Source organism: Polyangium jinanense (genome assembly GCF_028435265.1).
Lineage (GTDB): Bacteria > Myxococcota_A > Polyangia > Polyangiales > Polyangiaceae > Polyangium > Polyangium jinanense.
In genome coordinates this window covers 1-18,608 of record NZ_JAGTJK010000071.1, presented here as the reverse complement: position 1 = coordinate 18,608, position 18,608 = coordinate 1, and the positions used below count along the sequence as shown (strand labels likewise).

Genomic DNA, 18,608 nt, shown 5'->3' with positions numbered 1-18,608 from the left:
TGCGCGCAATTGCCTTCGCATGGCGATTCCGCTGCTTCCTCTTGAGCCGTGAGCGGCGATCGTGACACCCTCCCATGCGCGGTAGCCTTCGCTCCCCTTGTCCTTCGCGGTCCCGCTGCCGAGGACGACGCATCCCAGAGGATCCTCGTTGTTGCTTCATAACCGAGATCTCAAGCCCGGCGTCACGCTAGGACGCTACGAGATCCTCATGCCCGTGGCGCAGGGCGGGATGGCCGCCGTGTGGGCCGCTCGCATGGTCGGCTCGCGCGGCTTCCAGAAGATCGTCGCCATCAAGACGATGCTGCCGGGCCTCTCGGAAGATCCCGAGTTCGAGGCGATGTTCCTCGACGAGGCGCGGCTCGCGGCGCGCATCCGGCACCCGCACGTCGCCGAGATCCTCGACCTCGGCGACGAGAACGGCGTGCTCTACATCGTGATGGAGTGGATCAACGGAGAGTCGCTCTTCGTGATCAACCGCAACGCCAAGGACCAAGGCGGCTTCCCCCTCCCCTTGCTCCTGCGCATGCTCTCGAGCGCCTGCGCGGGCCTGCACGCCGCACACGAGATGCGCGACGACGACGGCCGCCCTCTCGGCCTCGTGCACCGCGACGTGAACCCCGCGAACGTCATGGTCTCGTACGACGGGATCGTGAAGATCGTCGACTTCGGCGTCGCGAAGGCCACGGCGAGCGTCACCATCACGCGCGTGCCCGGCATGATGAAGGGCAAAGCGCACTACATGTCGCCCGAGCAGATCCGCGGCGAGCGGCTCGATCGTCGCTCGGACATCTTCTCGCTCGGGATCCTCATGTACGTGATGATCACCGGGCGTCACCCGTTCAAGGCGACCACGGACAAGCAGACGATGGACAACATCGTCGGCACCGAGCCCGTCCCGGTCCACGAGCTCGTGCCCTCGGTGCGCCCCGATCTCGAAGCCGTGGTCATGCGCGCCCTCGCGAAGCGCGTCGAGGATCGCTGGACCGACTGCGCCGAGATGCAACGCGCGCTCGATCAGATCACGAACGCCATCGGCGCGGCCGTGACCGACGGCGACGTGTCTTCGTTCGTGAGCAAACTGATGGGCGAGCGGTCGTCGCAGCGCCGCGCCGAGCTCGCCGCCGCGATCCAGGCCGCGGATGCGCGCGGGCTCGAAGCCGCAGAGGCGCCTGCGTCGCGGCGGGCCGAAGGGCCTGTGTCGCGAAAGCGCAGCGGCACGCCGTCGTCGCGCGGCGGCACGCCGTCGTCGCGTGGCGCTTCGCTCGAAGGCATCATCCCGATCTCGCTCGACGACGGCGAGTCCGTGCCGCCTCCACCGCCCGCGATCGTCGTCCCGAGCGTGCCCCCTCCCCCGCCGTCTGCGGCGCCAGCGCTCGTCACGTCGAAGCGCAAGCGATCGGTCTGGCCATGGCTCGGCCTCACCCTCGTCGCAGCGCTCGGCGGCGCGGGCGCTGCGCTGCGCCTCGGCCACTTGCCCTGGGCCGAGCCGCTCGTCCCACCGGCGCTTCGCTGGCTTTTGCCTCCGCCGAAGACCGCGCCCGCGCCCGCGCCACCTCCGCCGCCTGCGAGTGTCGTGCCCGCGCCGACCGCCATGACGAGCGCGAGCGCCGCACCTTCCGCGAGCGCGCCGAGCGACGAAGCGCTGGCCCTCGATGCAGGCGCGCCGAGCGACGCGGGATCCGACGCAGGCGACGCCGGGAGCGACGCGGGTGATGCAGGCTCCGACGCAGGCGACGCAGGCTCCGACGCTCTCGACGGCGGCTTGCCCGACGGCGGCGGCTACAGGTTTCTCCCGCCGAACCCCGGTGGCGGCTGGAAGCGCATCGACGGCCTCTGGTATCCGCCCCCGTGGTGGAGGCCGCCGTCACGCCTGCCGGGCGGAGCCCCGACGGCCCCGGCGCCCAAGGTCGACCCGAACGATCCGTACGGCGACTAGCGCGTAGCGCCGGGGTTTCACCCCGGACCCGAGCAGGGGCTATCCGCCCCTGCACCCGGACCAGGGCAAGCCCTGGACGCGGGGCGACAGCGCGCGATGCGCGCTGTCGACAGGGAAGACGTTCCCAGCACGTAGGGCAGCGCTGCTGTCTTGGTCGGCAACGCCGCTCGTGGTCTTGCCACGGGCCCGTCGGATAAACCGCGCATCGCGCGGTTTATCCGCCCTCGGTCCAGGCCGTGCCTGGTCCGGGGTGCAGGGGGCGGACAGCCCCCGCTGGGGTCCGGGGTGAAACCCCGGGGCGCCACGCCTCAGCCGGCAGCCACCTTCCGTGCCCACGCTGCGCGCGCTGTGTTTTGCAGCAGGCATGCGATGGTCATGGGCCCGACGCCGCCTGGCACGGGTGTCACGAACGAGGCGCGTTCTCGGGCGCCGTCCGTGTCGACGTCGCCGCAGAGCTTGCCGACTTCGTCGCGGTTCATGCCCACGTCGATCACGACGGCGCCTTCCTTGATCCAGTCGCGTTTCACCATGCGCGCGCGCCCCACGGCCACGACCAGCACGTCGGCTTCGCGGCATACGGCGGGCAGATCCTTCGTGCGGGAGTGCGCCATCGTCACGGTTGCGTTTGCTCCGAGCAGCAGCATTGCCATCGGTTTGCCCACGATGTTGCTCCGCCCCACGACGACGGCGCGTGCTCCTTCGAGCGAACGACCCGTCTCCGCGATCAGCCGCATGCAACCTGTCGGCGTGCATGGCACGAGTGCGGCTTTGCCTGTGGCCAGGTGCCCTGCGTTGATCGGGTGGAAGCCGTCCACGTCCTTTGCTGGCGACACGGCATCGATCACGCGATCTTCGCGGATGTGCTTCGGCAGCGGGAGCTGAACGAGGATGCCGTCGACGGACTCGTCTGCGTTCAGGGCTGCGATTTGATCGAGCAGCTCGGCCTCGCTCGTCTCGGCGGGCAGCCGATGGAGCCTTCCGCGCATCCCGACCTCGTTCGAGGCTTTTTCCTTGTTGCGCGTGTAGACGACGCTGGCCGGGTCTTCACCCACGAGGATCACGTCGAGACCGGGCGGACGACCGTGCTTTTCCACGAACTGCGCGACGTCTGCGCGCACCTCGTCACGCACCTTTTGCGCCAGGGCTTTCCCGTCGAGGAGGGCTCCACTCATGCGGCGGAGTCTAGGCAGAAATCTGGGCTAGGCCACGTGTGCGCGCCGGGGAGGGGTCCCGGCTGCGCGGTCGATCCAGTCGATGAGCTGCGCGGCTCGGACGAGCCCGGCTTGCGACACGACTGGCTCGCCGCCGCGCAGCACCACGAAATGCGGGATGCCGCGGACACCGTAGCGACTGGCGAGCTCAGGGTGCTCGTCGGTGTTCACCTTCAGCACGATCGCCTTGCCTGCTCGCTGGGCGGCGGCGCGGGCGACCTCGGGGGTCGCCATCCGGCACGGACCGCACCAGGGGGCCCAGAAATCCACCAGGACGGGCACTTTCGCGGTGCGGACGATGTCTCCGAACTCCCGGGCGTCGACCTCCAGGGCCTCGGCGAGCGGCGGGAGTGGGGATTTGCAGGCGCCGCAGCGACCGGTGTCGCTCAGACGCTCGGGGGGGATTCGATTCTTCGTCTGGCAAGACGGACAAGTGCGGATCACGGGGTACCTCGACGTCGAGCGGACGGGCGCGCATGGACAGCACGCTCGTTGCCCCGCGCCATGCGAAGGCCGTGCCGGCGCCTAGCAGTACTCCGCGATGATCTCCCAGCAGGCTTGGGCGAACTCTTGGTAGAGCGAACGATCGAGCTCGCGTAGCGGCTCGCTCATCACGCCGCGGTGCTCGGAGAACAGCGAGGTCAGCGCGCCCTCGATCTCGTTCGCCGTCTCGACCCACAAAAATTCCTCGATCGCGTTGCAAATCTGATCGCGGATCAGCGTGGGCACCTCGCGGAGTTGCACTTTGCCGTGTATCCGACGTGCGACCATCGAGGCGATGCGCTCGGCGTGCTCGGGCCAGCCGCGGAGCGCCTTGTGGAACGTCGAGCCGACGAGGCGCAAACTTTGCTGCGCCAGACGCCGCACGCGCGGCCTTTGCACCCGCTCCTCGTGCTCGGCGACCATCGACAGGTACTCGTCCGTCAGGAGCTTACGGAGGTCGTCGGAGAGCATGCTCTGCGACTCCTGCGTCAGCTTGAGCTCTGCGATCTGCGCGAGGAACATGTCCCGGAGCACGCTGAGACGTGAGATGAGCGTGCCTTCGGGGTTCGTGTCGAGGATCAGCGCGAGCGGATCGATGAGGTGCCGACCGAACGTCGTGAGGACGTGATCGAGGATGCGCTTCTGGTGTTGCTCGCGAGCGAGGACGGAGAGTGCGCGCGTCAGGATCTGACGGTTCGGCGCGTCCACGAGTACGTCGCCGGCGGCGGAGCCGTAGTCGTACATGCGGAGCGACGTGAGCATCTCGCGGAAGGCTTCGAGGTTCTCGGCCGTCCCGCCCTCCTCGCCGTAGACGCGGATGACGAGACCCGATCCGGCCTGGGCGAGGAAGAGGCGCTGGATTTCCTGCTCCACGTCCTGCTCGCTGATCAGGCCCGGAGGCGGGGGCGTAGACGGCTCGGGCATGGGGTTCCTTTCCTTCACGAACGCTGAACCTGTGTAGCGCGGTCGGGCTCGTCCCGGAACGAAAAGTTCGTCAGGGCGATACCAGGAGCCTGCGCGCGAAATCCCGCAGGGCCGTGGGCAACTGTCTGTCCTCGGCCACGCGGCGGATGTCGTCCTGCACCTGGCGGAGCTCCGACGGCAGGAGCCACGACAGCGCCAGGCGAGTCGTGTAGTGCATGTTCTTCGCGAGCACGGCGCGAACGATGCCGAACGCGGGGAAGGCGAGGGAGGCCGCAAGCTCCGGCAACCCCAGCGCGCGTCCGGCTTCTTCGAGCTTGTCATCGAAGGCGTCGCGTTTCCACTCCAGCACCTCGTGGAAAACATGCGCGTCTTCCGTACTGTACGGAGTGATCGTGTCGCCTTCCGCGCTCGCGAGCACGAACGTCCCATCGCCGTCGACGCCCACACGCGCGCCCGAGTCGAGCGTCACGAGCGGGAGGAAGGTGCGCCCTCCGAAAGGCTCACCCTTGCCCTCCGCCGCGATGGCACGGACATGCTGGCGGAACGTTTCGTCCATCGCTTGATTCTCTCATGAAAACGGCCCGCGAACAGAGCCCCGTGATAGGCTCTGCCGCGCGTTTCCGTCCGCGGCGATCAGGACTGGAGAGGTTCGGAAATGGGCAAGGCGTTCGGGTGGGGCCTCGCAGCGCTCCTCGTCACCGCGGCCGCATGCACGGCGGACGGAGACGACATCGGAAGCGGAGGCGGCGGCGGTAGCGGCGGCGGAAGTGCGAGCGGAACCGGTGGCGGCGGCGGCACCGGCACCGGCGGAAGCACGAGCGGCACCGGCGGCGCGGCGCCCGATTGCATGGACGGCCTCGCCAACGGGGACGAGACCGGCGTCGATTGTGGCGGCCCGACCTGCGGCATGCTCGGATTCAAGTGCTCCAAGGGCTCCGGCTGCCTCACCTACGACGATTGTTTGACGGGCAACTGTTGCGGCGCGAGCGGTGCCCAGCTCGGCACCTGCATCGCCGCGGACGAGATGTGCATGATCCGCTGAATGCTCAGGGCAGATCGAGGATCCGGTAGTGGTGCCGGTAATCGAAGAGCGGTGAGCTTGCGTGCGCGGAGAGCCGCAAGAGCTCGGCCACGCGTGGCTCGTGCGAGATGAACAGGACGAAATCCTGGTGCACCTCGGGGAAGAGCTCGAACAGGCTCGACCGTTGCTGCGGAGCGAGCGAGGGCGGCTTTTTTCGGTGCTTTGCGGGATCGGCGCGAAAGCGCTTCGAGAAGTAGGGACGGTCGTCGCTCTTCACGCAGCGCAGGATCCGCTCGAGATCCTGCGGCCCGACGCGATCCGGGACGAGGCCGCAGAGCGTGATGCCGGGCGAGAAGCGCGCCTCGTCGAGCTCCTCGAGCTCGCTCGAAATGCACGCATCGGCCGCGAGCCCCGCGGCCTTCATGCGGTCGAGCTCGGCGCTCAGGGCCGATTTGTACATCGCGGGAGATGCGTGCTCCGGCGACGCGGGGACATACCCGAAAATGAGCCCACCACGCATGGACCCGCGGATCAGGTCCTCCATCCGGTACGCCATGCCCCCCTCCGACGTGACGCGTGACGAGGGAATCTGTACTCCCGCCGCGCCGCGTCGCAACCCGGGCAAGCGCGTCGACGAAGAGGCGAGGGGAGCGGCCGACCGGGGCGTTTTGCGATGAAGGGCCGAGCCGTCGATGACGGCAGAGGCGCGATGGCAGGGTTCAGGAGCGACGAAAACGCTCGAGCTCGGCCCGCACGGCCGCGAGCTCGACCTCGGCGCGGTCGGCGCGGGCGCGCTCCTCATCGGCGCGCCTTGGGCGACGGCACGCGGTAGCCGTGAAGTGTGAGGCGTCCCCGATCGAAAATGAAGTATTCGGGAATGCCATACTCAGCATAATGGAGGACGTTGGCCGCGTGGCCCTTCCGTTTGTCCCCGGCGACGTGGACCTCATTGGTTCGTCGCGGGAGCCCCCACGATCCGCCCTGAATGGTGCGAGGGCGTTGGAATGAGATGCGGGCGTCAGTATCGCTCGACCTGCGCTGTCGTCCGAACGCCGCCGGCGGCGACGATACGCGCTGCCACGGCATCGTGGCGATTGACGAGCGCGAGGTCGAGCGGGCTCGCTCCGGCGCCGATGACGTATTGCCTGCCGACCTGCCACCTGCGCTGGCTCAGCGTCCTGGCGTTCGGATCCGCGCAACGCTCGAGGAGCAAGTCGACGATTTCCGCGTTGCTGTCGAACGCATGCAGGAGCGCATCGAGCAGCGCGACGTCGTCCGTTTGAGCCGCGTGGTGGAGGGCCATCCTGAACACGTCAAGGATGCCAGCGGGCGGCGTCGCGCGATCCGTCGATTGCGCGCGCCGTCCCGCACTTTCGTAGGGGCGTCCTCAAAAGATGCGCGGCAAAAGCCACGCGGCGACGGAGATCAGCCCGGCCGTCCCGACGAGCGGCCAGAAGCCCTTGATCTCGAAATCGTCGATGAACTTGTCGGTGATGTAGAGCAATATCGCGTTCACGAGCAGGCCGAGCACGAGGTAGGGCAAGCCGAACGTGAGCACGGCGGCGGGCAGGAGCACGACGGCGAGCACGGCCCGCAAGAGCCACCCGAAGAACAGGTTGAGCACCGCGAACGCGACAGCGATGCCGATCGCCGTGTTGCCCTTGCGGACCCGAACCCCGGGCATGATCTTGCTTGCGACCAGGACCGCGAGCGCCGCCGCGATGGCTTGACTGAGGAACGTCTTCAACATGGGCACCTCGAAAGGGGCCGGTCACCACTCCGTCGAGCAGGCCCGTCCCGACCTTCTTCTTGGCGCACATGCGCGTCCTGCACAACCCAACGATCGCCGTGGGGGTCTTGCTCAGGGCTGAGCATTGGTCTCATCTGGGTGGCGCTGCGCTGGGGCTTTGCCCCAGGCCCCACCCGGGGCTATCCGCCCCGGGACCCGGACCAGCGCAAGCGCTGGACCCGGGGTCGATGAACTGCGCGATGCGCAGTTCATCGAACAGGCCAGGTCAAGACCGGCGACGATCCTGCCTGCCAAGACCGCGGCGTTGACGGTTCAACGGGCCACGCGCCCGTCGCCAGCGTGGAACGCACCTCCATGGTCTTGCCACCGGCCTGTGGGAAGAACTGCGCATCGCGCAGTTCTTCCCCAAATGGTCCAGGGCTTGCCCTGGTTCGGGTCGAGGGGCGAACAGCCCCCGCGGGGCCCGGGGCAGCGCCCCGGCGCAACGCCTCGTGATGAGACCAATGCTCCGTTGCTCAGGGAGGGGGGATGCAGAACAGCGTCGACTGGTCGATCCCGCTCTTGTAGGCGATGTATCCCGCCGTCCTGGGGGCGACGCACTGCGATGGCGCGGAGGCGAACGGGATGCAGATCGGGGCCATCGGGCCGTCGTCGCCGTCGTCGTCCCAGCACGTCCCCGGCTGCCCAGCCCCGCCGCAGTAGAGCGCTTTCGGGTTCGTAGCGCAGGTCTGCCCCAGGGTCGCATCGTCGATGCCGCTCTGCTGAAGGCCCGCGACGTCCATGCAAAGGTTGTAGCCGCCGCCGCAGTGTGTCCCGACCGGACAGCCGGGCGCGGCCGCATGCAGATCGCAGACCTTCCGGCAGATGGCGCCCATGCCGGAGTCGAGACACCGCAGGCCGAGCGTGCAGTCCGAGTCCCACTGCGTGTCGCTCACCCGCGTGCATGCCTCGCCTTCGAGCTTCGCTCCGCCGGTCACGCACTCGCCGTCGGTCCCGACCGCGTTGGTGGGCATGCAGAACTGGTCGGCGGGACAGGCGTTCGGCGTGTAGGGGACGCAGCCCTTGGGACGGCGACCGTCATAGGAGGCCTCCTGGATCCAGTAGCATTGGCCGCCCTCGACCCAGCTATACGCGCCGGTCGTCGCGTCCTTGACGACCTCACGCAGCTCGACATACCGAGCGACGCCGGCCGTCTGGTGCGGCGTCACGAGAGCGGTGATCTCGAGCTGACCCGACTTGGCTGCGAAGGTCTTGAGATACGCGTTCCCCGACCCGAGGTCCTCCTGGAACACGGCGCACGCGTTGCAGTTCGGGACGAACTTCGTCTTGAAGTCGGGGAGCGCTTGGGTCGGGTCGCCGTCCATCGTGTGGACACCGACGCCGAGGTCGCCGTCGAAGAGGAACCGGAGCCGGTCGGAAAGCGCGGCGTCTCCGGAGATGTTTGCGAGCGAGCTCGGCGTCCGGATGACGGGCACAGGGGCCGATGTGTTGAACGTGTCCTCCTGCTGACTCAGGAGCTCGATGCCCGCGAGCGGGAGGTCCACGCAGTCCGCAGGCTTCATCGGTGCCTGGCCGCCCGCGCCACCGGCGCCACCGGCGCCACCCGCGCCACCCGTGCCGCCCGTACCGCCTGTGCCGCCCGCGCCACCCGCGCCACCCGTACCGCCCGTACCGCCCGTACCGCCCGTACCGCCTACGCCGCCCACGCCGCCCGCACCCCCGACTCCGCCTCCGGCGCCGCCATCTCCGCCCGTCCCGGTGCTGCTACTCGAGCTCGAGGAAGAGCTGCTGGTCGGCGTCGATGAATTGTTGTCATCGGAGCAGCCCACCACCACCGCAGCTATGCCGAGCGCAAAGGCGAGAGCGGTGATGGCTCGAGGACGGTCCGGAAAAAATCTTGTTTGTTCCATGGCTTGCCCCAGTAGCAAGCCTCGATGCGCGACGTAAAGCCCCGCGCACCAACTCGCCGCGCGAGCACGCGACCTCAGAGCCCGAGAGCGGACTTTTCCAATAAAGAGGTGCGCGTATTTCCCACCTAATTGCGACAACAGCCAAAATTTACACACCATTGGCGATCCAGTTTGAATGCCCTCCGCAAAGCCCTGGAGGCGGACCCAAGGCGGCCCTCGACAAAGAGCTGGTCGAGGCCGTGAGGAAGCAGTCGAGGGAGGAGAACCGCGGCGCGCTCGAGGCTGCGCGCAAGGAGGCTGCAGAGAGGGCGAAGCGCGTGAAGGAGCTGGAGTCCAAGCTCGAACGGGGGTGATCCGAACGGATCACGCGAGTGACCAGGCCGGCTCCACCAAACGGGTCTTCCCTCAGGCCCGGACTTGGCGAAGAATGGCGCCGATGAAGCCGCGCGTCAGGCGAGCGCTCTTGCTCTCCGGGGCCCTCCTCGGCGTGGCCGGGATCCTCGGCGCGCTCGCCTCGCCCTCGATGCGCGCCTCGATCTCCGCGGGATACCGCGCCTTCCGCGATCCCACGCTCCTCGACAAGCCCGCAGCCGAAGATCCCGAGGCGCCCGTGCCCCGACGCATGCCGGGCGAGGAGGAGAGCCGGCTCCTCGACGCGGCCATCGCCAAGGACTTCGAGAAGGCGAACGACGGCGACCTCGACGATCCCGAAGGCGCGGCGCTCGCCACGCTGGCGATGCCGGACCTGAAGATCCCCGTCACCCGCCGCACCATGCGCTTCGTCCGGTTCTTCGCGAAGACCGACGGCGGCCGGGCGCTCTTCGGGGACCGGTACCAGCGGAGCGGGCGCTACCGCCCGATGATCGAGCACAGCCTGCGCGAGGCCGGTTTGCCCGAGGATCTCGCGTGGCTCGCGGCGGTCGAGAGTGGCTTCGATCCGCGCGCCGTCTCGCCCGCGGGCGCGGCCGGGCTCTTCCAGTTCATGCCCGAGACGGGCGCGCTTTACGGGCTGGATCAATCGCAGTGGGTCGACGAGCGCCGGAGCCTCCGGCGCTCCACGGTCGCCGCCGTCGCGCACCTGCGTGACCTCTACGAGCGCTTTGGCCGCTGGGATCTCGCGCTCGCAGCGTACAACGCGGGGATCGAGACCGTGCTCCGGGGCATGGCGCGCGTCGCCGAGACACGCCCGCCCGGCGCGCCGCAGACGCCCATCGGCTTCGCGGAGCTCGCGCAACAGAAGCTCCTGCCGGAGGAGACTGCGAATTACGTGCCGCAGATCGTGGCCTTCGCGATCGTCGCGAACAACCGCGCGCGCTTCGGGCTCGACGCCTTCCACGCCGATCCCTCGATGGAAATGGGCGAAATCGCCGTGCCCGAGGGCACGCGCCTGCGCACGATCGCGCGCGCGGCCGGCATCCCCACGCGCCTGCTCCGCGAGTACAACCCCGAGCTCCTGCGCGATCGGACGCCGCCCTTCGGCGGCGATTACATCATCCACCTGCCCGCCGAGCGCGTGCAGCAAACACTCGCGGCGTTCCCAGCGTACCTGGAGCACGAACGCGTCGACGATCCGGGCGCCGATCCCGTCACCGAGCAGGCGAGCGCGATGCGCGCGCCCACGATCCCAGGCGTGGACGAGGGCGACGACGACGACGACGGCCCGCTGCCGCCGCGCCCGTCGCCGATCGGGAAAAACCGCCTGCCCGAGTTCGTTCTTCCGGGCCAGGGCCCTGCCACGCTGAGCATGGCGACCCTCGGCCCGATGGGTGCAAAATTGCCGTTCGTCTCGATCGGCGGTGGCGTCGGCTGGCAGCCGAATCGTCCGGACGATCCGCTCGCGGTCTTCGCCTCCGAAGCGCGCCGCTCGCAGGCCGCATCCGCCAAGGGCGTCGGCGGCGCGGCCCTGGAAAAGCAGCTCGGCTTCATCCCGCCGCCCACACGGATCGAGCCGCCGCCGGATCCCTTCCAGCGGTTCGTGCTGCCGAACGGCGTGGCCATGCGCGTGCGCGAAGACGCCTCGGCGCCGCGCATCGCGATCACCATCCGCATCGCGCCGGACGAGGGGAAGATCGCGGGCACGAGCGAGCCAGCCGGCGAAGCAGGCGCGGGCGAGACACGGCACACGATCACGGTGGGGAAGCGGGATCTCGATCTCGGCCTCGAGCTCGCGGCGGGACGTCTGAGGCTCCTGCTCGGCGAGAGCTCGGGCGCGCAACTCGCGAGCCTGCGGCGCTTCTCGGCGCTGCCGCGGCGGCGAGCGCTCGAATCACAGCCATACGGCCCGGCATGGCTCGCACTCGGTGACGCGCTGTTCCCAGCCGGTCATCCGCTCGAAGGCTACGTGCTCGGCGCCCGCGAGGACGCAGCCGTGGCGCGGGATCTGCTCCTCGCAGAGTCGATGGCCTCCGAGCGCAGCCCGACGCGCGCATCGGTCACGGTGATCGGCGACGTGACGCGCGCGCGGATCGAGGACCTCGCGAAGCGCGTCTTCGCCACGCTGCCCACAGCGCAAGACGCGCTGCCGATCGGTCCGCACCCGCGCGAGGAGCGGCTCACCGTGGAGCAAATGGTCCCCGCGACGCGGGCGCTCTACGGCTGGATCGCACCGGGCGAGCAAGACGTGCGCGAGCACGCAGCGATGCGCGTAGCGATGTGGATCCTTTCAAGCTCGAAGGGCGGGCGTCTCGATCGCGCACTCGTCGAGAAGGGCTATGCCTCCGAGGTACGCGCGATGCTCGACGCGGGGAGCCGCGCAAGCGTGGCCGTGGTCGAGGTCGTACCCGCAGTGCCCCACGATCTCGCAGCAGTGGAGCCGCGACTCGACGCGGAGATCGACGCCTTCGTCCAGGGAGGTCCGACGACCGTGGAGATCGCATACGCGGTCGCGCACCTGAAGGCGGGGCTCAAGAAGGAGATCGCAAGCCAGCGCGGGCCCGTCGTGGAGAACGCGCCAAAGTTCGCAAACAGCGCGCGGATCCGCGAGGCCCTCGCGCCAGGCGCCGCCGAGGCGCTGATCGAGGAGCTCGACAAGATGAGCGTGCAGACGATGCGGACCGCATTGCGCAAGACGCTCGCGCGTGGACACCGCGTCGTCGTGACGACGGCGCCCAAGTGATGGTGACGTAGCGCCGGGGTTTCACCCCGGACCCCGACCAGGGGTTGTCCACCCCTGGACCCGGACCAGCGCAAGCGCTGGACCCGGGGTCGATGAACTGCGCGATGCGCAGTTCATCGAACAGGTCGTGGCAAGACCGGCGACGGCCTGCCAGTCAAAACCGCAGCGCGGACGTCTCTGCTGGAGGGTGGGGCAGCGCTGCTGCCTTGGCTGGCAAGGTCGTCCGTGGTCTTGCCCCGGGCCCGTCGGATAAACCGCGCATCGCGCGGTTTATCCGCCTTCGGTCCAGGCCGTGCCTGGTCCGGGGTGCAGGGGGCGGACAGCCCCCTGCTGGGGTGCGGGGCAACGCCCCGCGCACGCGCCCCCCTTCAAGGCTTGGCGCTCGCCGCCGTGTTTTCCGGCGGCATCTCGAACGTCTCGACGGCCTTCAAGAGCTCGTCCTTCACGCTCGGGAAGACCTCGCTCCGGGCGAATGCGATCACCTGGAAGGCCCGATCACCCCGCGCGAAGAGCCCGTAGTAATAGTCGAGCTTCATGCCCTCTGCCTCGGCGCGGACGCGGACGAGACGCGCGTTCTTCGGGTCTGTGCGGAGCGGCTCGCGCGACTCGATCGTCCCGTGCATCCGCTCGACGATCGTGTTTGCCACGGCTTCCACGTACCTCTCGAGATCCACCACGGAGCCCGGCGCGTGCTCGGCCACCACGAAGACGTGTGCGTCCTTGTCCGGACGAACGATCCAGCGATCGGCGAGCGGGTTGTCCTTCTGCGCTGCCTCGGGCTTGCGCAGGGCCCATGCCTCGCTCGGCGGCGTCAGCTTGTAGTCTGCGGCCACGCCCTTGAGCTTCCCGGGCGGCAGGGCTTCGGCGTCGGCCGGGAGGCCTGGCTTCTCGTCTGTCGGCAGCTCGAACGACTCCACGAATGCGCGGAGCTCGGGCTCGGCCTCCGCGAACGCCTTCTTCGGCGCGAACGCGAGGATCTGGTAGCCGCGCTCGTAGGTCGCCACCACGCCCGTCAGCGACTCGATCTCGAGCCCGCTCGTCGTCGACCGCGTGTGGACCAGCCGTCCGTTCTCCGGATGCGTGCGCAGCGGCGCGCGACCCACGAGCTCGAAGGCTGTCGCAGCGGTCTTGCCGTTCTGGATCACCGCGTCCGCGAGCGCGTCCGGGAGCACCAGCATGCCCGGTGCTTTCTCGGCGATGACGAGCACGTGCGCGTCGAGATCGGGCCGCGAGATCCAGCGATCGGCGAGCGGGTTGTCCTTCTTTGCTGCCTCGGGCTTGCGCAGCCGCCAGCGATCCGAGGGCGCGCGGAGACGGTAATGGGATGCCTCGCCCGTGACCACGCCCGCCGGGGTGCTCTCGACGTCGCCGCGGGCGGTCCAGACGAGCGCGGCGATTGGGTTCGAGCCGGTGAGCGTCGCCGACAGACCGAGCACGTTGATGAGCGCGTAGATGCCGAAGAGCGCGCCGCCCACGGCCATGCGCGGTTTGCCGGCGTCTCCGACGAGCAGGAGCAAAAACGATCCGCTCACCACGACCTGCATCACCGCGAGGAACGGATCCTTGAACGCGAGCAGCGCCGTCAGCACCACGAGCCCGAACGCCACGCGCACGATCGCCCACGGCAAGAACTTGCGGTTCTTGGAGAGCAAAGAGATCCCGATCACGACGTCGATGATCGCGGGCAGGATGCTCCGGCCTGGGGACGTGAGAGGCGTCGGGTTCGGATCGGGTGGCAGGACCACCGCCTCGATGAGCACGAGCGCGGCGTTTACGATGAGCAGGCCGCCGGCGATACGCTGGGCGGGCGTCACCTCGTGCGGCGCGCGCTCGGGGGTCGGCTCACGCAGCGGCGCCGTGGGGGGAGCATACGCGTTCGCCTCCGGGGGCGATGCATCGGGAGCGGGGTTTGTCATGACCGGCGTGATGGTACGCCCGGTCCGGGTTCGCCGTCGATGGGTGCTTCAATCGCGGCAGCGCGGTTTTTCTGCCCAGCGGACGACCTGACGCTCGGTCACGGGCAGAAACCGGATCTTGCGACCGCGTCCGCGCTCGGCGACGACGATCTCCACGGGCTCGGCCGTGTCCTCGTCGCGCCCGGCCGGCACCTTCGACGAAAGCACGAGCGCGCCTTCTTCGAGGCCTGCGCGCGCGGCGGCGGAGCTTGGGACGAGGCTGCGGATCATCGCGGGCGTACGGCGCAGGCTCGCCTCGTCGAAGCCGAGCTCGTAGACCTTCGATTTCGTACGAGCTCGGTGGAAACACGGCCCGAAGGCGCCTTCGTCCAGGGTGATTTCGCCATGACCGCGCACCATGACCCAGTCGAGCTCCTCGCCGCGCGCCGCGCCGAGCTCACGCGCGACGAGCTCTCCGAGCGCCGAGACCGGGAGATCGGGGTTCTTTTCGGTCGCGGCGCGCTCGAGCAAAGCGCGCACGAGATCGTCGAGAGATCGCTCTCCACCCGAAGCCTTCCGCAGCGCAGCGTCGAGGGCCGCGGCGTAGAGCGCGCCGCGCTGGTAGTCCTTCCGCGAGCGCGCGTGCGCCGGCAGATCCGCCTCCGCGTTCACCAGCGTGCGTTCGAGATCCGCCGCGAAATCACGCCCGCCGATGAGCTTCTCCGCGAGCGCAATCTTCCGGGCGTAATGCACGGCGAACCCTTCCGAGAACCAGAGCTGCTCGCGGCCCTCGGCGACGAGGCGCACGGCGCCGCCGATCCAGCGGTGCGAAAGCTCGTGCGTCGCGGCGATCGTGACGGCGGCGTCGAAGGGCCGGTCGTCGCCGATCCACAGTCCGAACGAGCGCCCGAGGAGCGCGCCGTCGTGGCCTTTTCCGAGCCCGGGTTCGGCGACGAGCAGGTACGAAAAATCGTCGGTGTTCGCCGCGCCGGATCGCGGAGCGCCGCCGAAGAGACGCGCGAGCGCGGCGTGGGCGCGGGAAATGGTCGTGAGCGTGGCCTCGGGTTCGAAGGCTGGACGTCCGAGGAGAACGAGTCGCTCGTTTTCGGCCGAATCGAGCGTGCGGAGCCGGCCCGCGAGGAAAACGGCATTCGCGAGATCGGCGGGCGTCGCGTGATCCTCGATGTCGTCACCGACGCCGAACGAGCTCGCGCCCGAGGCGCCGGGGGCGAGGGCGCCGGGGCGGATTTGCACGTGCACGGCGAGCGCCTCGCTCGTGCGGGGCAAGAGCAGGAACGTGTGACCGATGCCGGAAAGCCGCTCGCGATCGAGGTGCAACGCGAAGCGCGCGGCGTCGCGGGGCGCGGAGGCGACGCCATAGGTGATCGCGAGGTGCGAGGTCGCGGCGCGGCCGAGCACGAGCGTGCGATCGGGGCCTTCGTCCGGGCCTGGTTGCGTCGCGATCAAGCCCTCGCCGTCGCGGACGCGGATCCCGCGGAGCGCGGCCATGCCGTCGATGCCGGCCCACACGCGCGCGATGGCGAGCTCCTTCGCGCGCGCGGCTGCGGGGCCGACGAGATGGACCTCGACGTCGAGCGCGCTGCGATCCGGCCGCGGCGTGAGCCGCACGGTGAGGCCGTCCGGGAGCGAGGGCAGGGGAGGGAGCGGCTCGGCAGGACGCACGGGGACGGCGTCCGCGGGCGCCGAGGCGGAATCGCCACAGGCGGCGATCGCCGCGGCGAGCGCCAAAGGAGAAAGGTTTTTCAGAATGAAACGCACGACGCTCCGGAGGGAACGGGCAGGGCGAGCGGGCAGGGTGATAGCAGAGACCGGCGGGGAGCGGAACGCGCTCGGGCGTGCGATCGCCGATCCCTCGCGTTTTCCCGTGGATCCGCCTTACCATCGGGGGCGGAGGTCCCGATGCCCCGCCTTCGCTTCGCCTTGCTCGCGCTCACGTTCCTCGCCTGCGGCTCTCCCGACGGCCCGCCTGGCAATGGAAAGCCACCGCTGCCGCCTTGCACCGATTGCACGCCGTCCGGCGATCGCTCCTTCGTCCTGCCCTCGCCCGCGGGCGCGACGCTCTGGACCGCGACGCCCATGGACAAGATCCTCCGCGAGGCCACGCCGCCGTCCCGCACCGGCGACGGCATCCGCATCTCCGCGGCCAAGAACGAGCTCGAACCGTTTCAGATCGTCGTCCGCCCCGACGCCGCCGGGAAAGCCTCGATCACGCTCACGCCCTTCACCGGCCCGGGCACGCTCGACGACGTCCGTATTCACCGCGTCGGGTACGTCCGCATCACGGAGCCCTCGGATCCCTCGGCGATCGTGAGCCCGTTCGTCCCGGATCCGCTCCACCCGACGACGTTCGGCGCCTCGCACGACCTTGCCGCGGGGGAAAACCAGCCGTTCTGGATCACCGTCCGCGTCCCGCCCGGGGCCGCCGCCGGGGATTACACCGCGACGCTCACCGTCACGACCGCCGGCGCCACGCAGGACATGCCCGTCACGCTCCACGTCTACGATTTCGAGTTGCCGGACAAGCTCGGCTTCGATGGCAACTGGAACACGAGCTTCGAGGCCCTCGGCGGCAGCGAGAGCCTCGACAAGGTCCGCGCGCTGAAAAACTTCTTCTACGAGCACCGCCTCGTGCCGACCGGCGTCGCCTGGCCGGCCGGGCTCAATTACAACGGCGGCATCAACTACGATTGCGCGACGGGATCGTTCGTGGAGGAGAACAATCCCTACGACTTCTCCCAGCTCGGCCCCGCGTACATCGACGGCGCCGGATGGAACGGGATCGGGTTTCCCTCGTTCGAGATCATGCAGTTCGTCAACAACTCCACGCCGCGGCCGCAGACGTTCTGCGGGAAGGACCGCGGCGAGGACCACTTCGGCACGCCCGAGTACAACGCCGAATGGCAGAAGCTGCTCGCCGCGATCGACGCCTACCTCGTAGCGAAAGGCTGGCAGGACAAGGGTTATTACTACGTGCAGAACGAGCCGCAGGGGCCGGAGGATTACGACGTCGCCGCGTTCCTCGCGAACCTCGCCAAGAAGGCGGCGCCGAACCTGCGGATCGCGATCAGCGAGGAGCCGAAGCTCGAGATCGCCGAGCACGCCTCGATCGGATCCGGCCATTACGATCTCTGGTGGGCCAACCTCTCCGAGTTCGATCCCGACTACGCCAAGGCACGCCAGGCGCTCGGCGAGACCGTGTGGTGGTACTTCCTCTACGGCGACCTCCCGCCACATTTCAGCCCCATCACGATCGACCACCCCGGCATCGAGACGCGTATCGCCCACTGGGCCGCCTGGAAGTACCGGATCCGCGGGTTCGCTTATTACTCCGTCACGGGCTGGGGGAGTAATCCGTACGAAAATCCGCGGCCCGAGGGCACGAACCAGAACGGCGACGGGTTTCTCCTGTATCCGCCCGAGGACGGCGCAATCGTGAGCAGCATTCGCTGGGAGCTTTTGCGGGAAGGCGCCGAGGACTTCGAATACCTGCTCCGCGCAGCCGGCGGCTCGATGCCCGCAACGCCGGATGAAGCCGCGGGCTGCGACCTCTCCGCCGCAAGCGCGGTCTCGTCGCCGACGTCCTTCACGCGTGACGCCTCCGCCCTCGCGCACCTGCGCGACGAACTCGGGCGCTACCTCGAAGGCAAGGTCAACGGCTGCCCCACACTCGACTCCACCCCAGAAGGCGCCCACCCACGCGCCGCCTATTACATCAACTTCCAGGACCCGAACGGACAGCCCGCCGAGAATCCGCTCGTGGTGGACGGCCACGAATGGCTCAAAATCGGCTGGGAGGCCTACGACGCGAAGAAAGGCTACGGCTGGTCCGGTCCGCACATCGGGGATCCGGGGATCATGTTGTACAAATACCTCGCGGACGCGCCCGTCTCCGAGCTGCAGAAGAGCGTGATCTACAACGATTACGGGCGCACCGACACGTTCAACTGGGATATCGCGAAGGGCAAGTACGAGGTCACCGTCTCGATCGGCTGGTACGATGGGACCTACGAGAAGCATCGTGTCGTCATCGAGGGGCAACCACTCTTCGACTCCGTGGCCACAACGCCCGCCGAGCCCTACCGCGTCGGCTCGGTCGTCGTCGAAGTGAACGACGGCAACGTCACGATGGAAGCCGGGCAGCAGGACGAATACACCATGCTGAACTGGATGAGCATCGTGCCAGTCCCGTGAAATTTGAGGCGCTTCGCTGGGGCGTTGCCCCAGGCCCCACCAGGGGCTATCCGCCCCTGGACCCGGACCAGCCAGGGGCTGGACCCGGGGTCGATGAACTGCGCGATGCGCAGTTCATCGAACAGGCCAGACCCTGCCAGCCAAGACAGCC

General features: G+C 68.9%; 15 protein-coding genes. 5 read left to right on the top strand and 10 right to left on the bottom strand.

Features of this window, described 5'->3' with window-relative positions; genetic code table 11:
• The first annotated feature begins 151 nt into the window (after positions 1-151).
• Positions 152-1,936: a serine/threonine protein kinase gene (locus KEG38_RS49605; protein ID WP_272423118.1), complete on the top strand. Its 1,785-nt coding sequence runs from the start codon at positions 152-154 to the stop codon at positions 1,934-1,936.
• Positions 1,937-2,244: 308 nt separating this feature from the next.
• On the opposite strand, the gene folD is transcribed toward KEG38_RS49605, so the two are convergent.
• The 4 genes from folD to KEG38_RS49585 form a co-directional block, all read right to left on the bottom strand.
• Positions 2,245-3,108: a bifunctional methylenetetrahydrofolate dehydrogenase/methenyltetrahydrofolate cyclohydrolase FolD gene (gene folD / locus KEG38_RS49600; protein ID WP_272423043.1), complete on the bottom strand. Its 864-nt coding sequence runs from the start codon at positions 3,106-3,108 to the stop codon at positions 2,245-2,247.
• Between the two features lie 27 nt (positions 3,109-3,135).
• Positions 3,136-3,591, bottom strand: a complete 456-nt coding sequence (trxA, locus tag KEG38_RS49595; RefSeq protein WP_272423044.1) for a thioredoxin — start codon at positions 3,589-3,591, stop codon at positions 3,136-3,138.
• Between the two features lie 81 nt (positions 3,592-3,672).
• Positions 3,673-4,554, bottom strand: a complete 882-nt coding sequence (locus tag KEG38_RS49590; RefSeq protein WP_272423045.1) for a hypothetical protein — start codon at positions 4,552-4,554, stop codon at positions 3,673-3,675.
• A gap of 70 nt (positions 4,555-4,624) precedes the next feature.
• Positions 4,625-5,110, bottom strand: coding sequence for a hypothetical protein (locus tag KEG38_RS49585; RefSeq protein ID WP_272423046.1), 486 nt, complete (start codon positions 5,108-5,110; stop codon positions 4,625-4,627).
• Positions 5,111-5,209: 99 nt separating this feature from the next.
• Between KEG38_RS49585 and KEG38_RS49580 the strand changes: the two genes are divergently transcribed.
• A complete protein-coding gene (locus tag KEG38_RS49580; RefSeq protein ID WP_272423047.1) occupies positions 5,210-5,596 on the top strand; it encodes a hypothetical protein in 387 nt (128 codons plus the stop codon).
• A gap of 4 nt (positions 5,597-5,600) precedes the next feature.
• Here KEG38_RS49580 and KEG38_RS49575 read toward each other — a convergent pair whose 3' ends face one another.
• On the bottom strand, positions 5,601-6,131 hold the full coding sequence (locus KEG38_RS49575) for a hypothetical protein (protein WP_272423048.1): 531 nt from the start codon (positions 6,129-6,131) through the stop codon (positions 5,601-5,603).
• Positions 6,132-6,267: 136 nt separating this feature from the next.
• On the opposite strand from KEG38_RS49575, the gene KEG38_RS49570 reads away from it, so the two are divergent.
• On the top strand, positions 6,268-6,420 hold the full coding sequence (locus tag KEG38_RS49570; protein WP_272423049.1) for a hypothetical protein: 153 nt from the start codon (positions 6,268-6,270) through the stop codon (positions 6,418-6,420).
• Between the two features lie 173 nt (positions 6,421-6,593).
• Here the strand turns inward: KEG38_RS49570 and KEG38_RS49565 are convergent, their stop codons facing one another.
• The 3 genes from KEG38_RS49565 to KEG38_RS49555 all read right to left on the bottom strand — a co-directional run bounded on the left by KEG38_RS49565 (position 6,594) and on the right by KEG38_RS49555 (position 9,235).
• Positions 6,594-6,878 carry a hypothetical protein gene (locus KEG38_RS49565; RefSeq protein ID WP_272423050.1) on the bottom strand — a complete coding sequence of 95 codons (285 nt, stop codon included), beginning with the start codon at positions 6,876-6,878 and terminating at the stop codon, positions 6,594-6,596.
• Between the two features lie 84 nt (positions 6,879-6,962).
• Positions 6,963-7,325 (bottom strand): phage holin family protein, encoded by a 363-nt coding sequence (locus tag KEG38_RS49560; RefSeq protein WP_272423051.1) that lies wholly within the window; start codon positions 7,323-7,325, stop codon positions 6,963-6,965.
• 515 nt (positions 7,326-7,840) lie between these two features.
• Entirely contained in the window at positions 7,841-9,235 is a 1,395-nt protein-coding gene (locus KEG38_RS49555) for a hypothetical protein (protein WP_272427942.1), read from the bottom strand.
• 436 nt (positions 9,236-9,671) lie between these two features.
• Here KEG38_RS49555 and KEG38_RS49550 point away from each other — a divergent pair, with 436 nt between their 5' ends.
• The gene (locus KEG38_RS49550) at positions 9,672-12,350 is read left to right on the top strand and encodes a transglycosylase SLT domain-containing protein (RefSeq protein ID WP_272427941.1); all 2,679 of its coding nucleotides are present in this window, start codon (positions 9,672-9,674) and stop codon (positions 12,348-12,350) included.
• Between the two features lie 368 nt (positions 12,351-12,718).
• On the opposite strand, the gene KEG38_RS49545 is transcribed toward KEG38_RS49550, so the two are convergent.
• Positions 12,719-14,266, bottom strand: coding sequence for a hypothetical protein (locus KEG38_RS49545; protein ID WP_272427940.1), 1,548 nt, complete (start codon positions 14,264-14,266; stop codon positions 12,719-12,721).
• A gap of 48 nt (positions 14,267-14,314) precedes the next feature.
• On the bottom strand, positions 14,315-16,024 hold the full coding sequence (locus KEG38_RS49540; protein WP_272427939.1) for a M61 metallopeptidase family protein: 1,710 nt from the start codon (positions 16,022-16,024) through the stop codon (positions 14,315-14,317).
• A 141-nt stretch (positions 16,025-16,165) separates the two neighbouring features.
• On the opposite strand from KEG38_RS49540, the gene KEG38_RS49535 reads away from it, so the two are divergent.
• Positions 16,166-18,457, top strand: coding sequence for a glycoside hydrolase domain-containing protein (locus KEG38_RS49535; protein ID WP_272427938.1), 2,292 nt, complete (start codon positions 16,166-16,168; stop codon positions 18,455-18,457).
• The last annotated feature ends 151 nt before the right edge of the window (positions 18,458-18,608 follow it).

Excerpts from the sequence above, each read along its gene's own strand:
- folD (WP_272423043.1), bottom strand. The coding sequence starts at position 3,108 with ATGAGTGGAGCCCTCCTCGACGGGAAAGCCCTGGCGCAAAAGGTGCGT.
- KEG38_RS49590 (WP_272423045.1), bottom strand. The coding sequence starts at position 4,554 with ATGCCCGAGCCGTCTACGCCCCCGCCTCCGGGCCTGATCAGCGAGCAG.
- KEG38_RS49585 (WP_272423046.1), bottom strand. The coding sequence starts at position 5,110 with ATGGACGAAACGTTCCGCCAGCATGTCCGTGCCATCGCGGCGGAGGGC.
- KEG38_RS49580 (WP_272423047.1), top strand. The coding sequence starts at position 5,210 with ATGGGCAAGGCGTTCGGGTGGGGCCTCGCAGCGCTCCTCGTCACCGCG.
- KEG38_RS49575 (WP_272423048.1), bottom strand. The coding sequence starts at position 6,131 with ATGGCGTACCGGATGGAGGACCTGATCCGCGGGTCCATGCGTGGTGGG.
- KEG38_RS49570 (WP_272423049.1), top strand. The coding sequence starts at position 6,268 with ATGACGGCAGAGGCGCGATGGCAGGGTTCAGGAGCGACGAAAACGCTC.
- KEG38_RS49565 (WP_272423050.1), bottom strand. The coding sequence starts at position 6,878 with ATGGCCCTCCACCACGCGGCTCAAACGGACGACGTCGCGCTGCTCGAT.
- KEG38_RS49560 (WP_272423051.1), bottom strand. The coding sequence starts at position 7,325 with ATGTTGAAGACGTTCCTCAGTCAAGCCATCGCGGCGGCGCTCGCGGTC.
- KEG38_RS49555 (WP_272427942.1), bottom strand. The coding sequence starts at position 9,235 with ATGGAACAAACAAGATTTTTTCCGGACCGTCCTCGAGCCATCACCGCT.
- KEG38_RS49550 (WP_272427941.1), top strand. The coding sequence starts at position 9,672 with ATGAAGCCGCGCGTCAGGCGAGCGCTCTTGCTCTCCGGGGCCCTCCTC.
- KEG38_RS49545 (WP_272427940.1), bottom strand. The coding sequence starts at position 14,266 with ATGACAAACCCCGCTCCCGATGCATCGCCCCCGGAGGCGAACGCGTAT.
- KEG38_RS49535 (WP_272427938.1), top strand. The coding sequence starts at position 16,166 with ATGCCCCGCCTTCGCTTCGCCTTGCTCGCGCTCACGTTCCTCGCCTGC.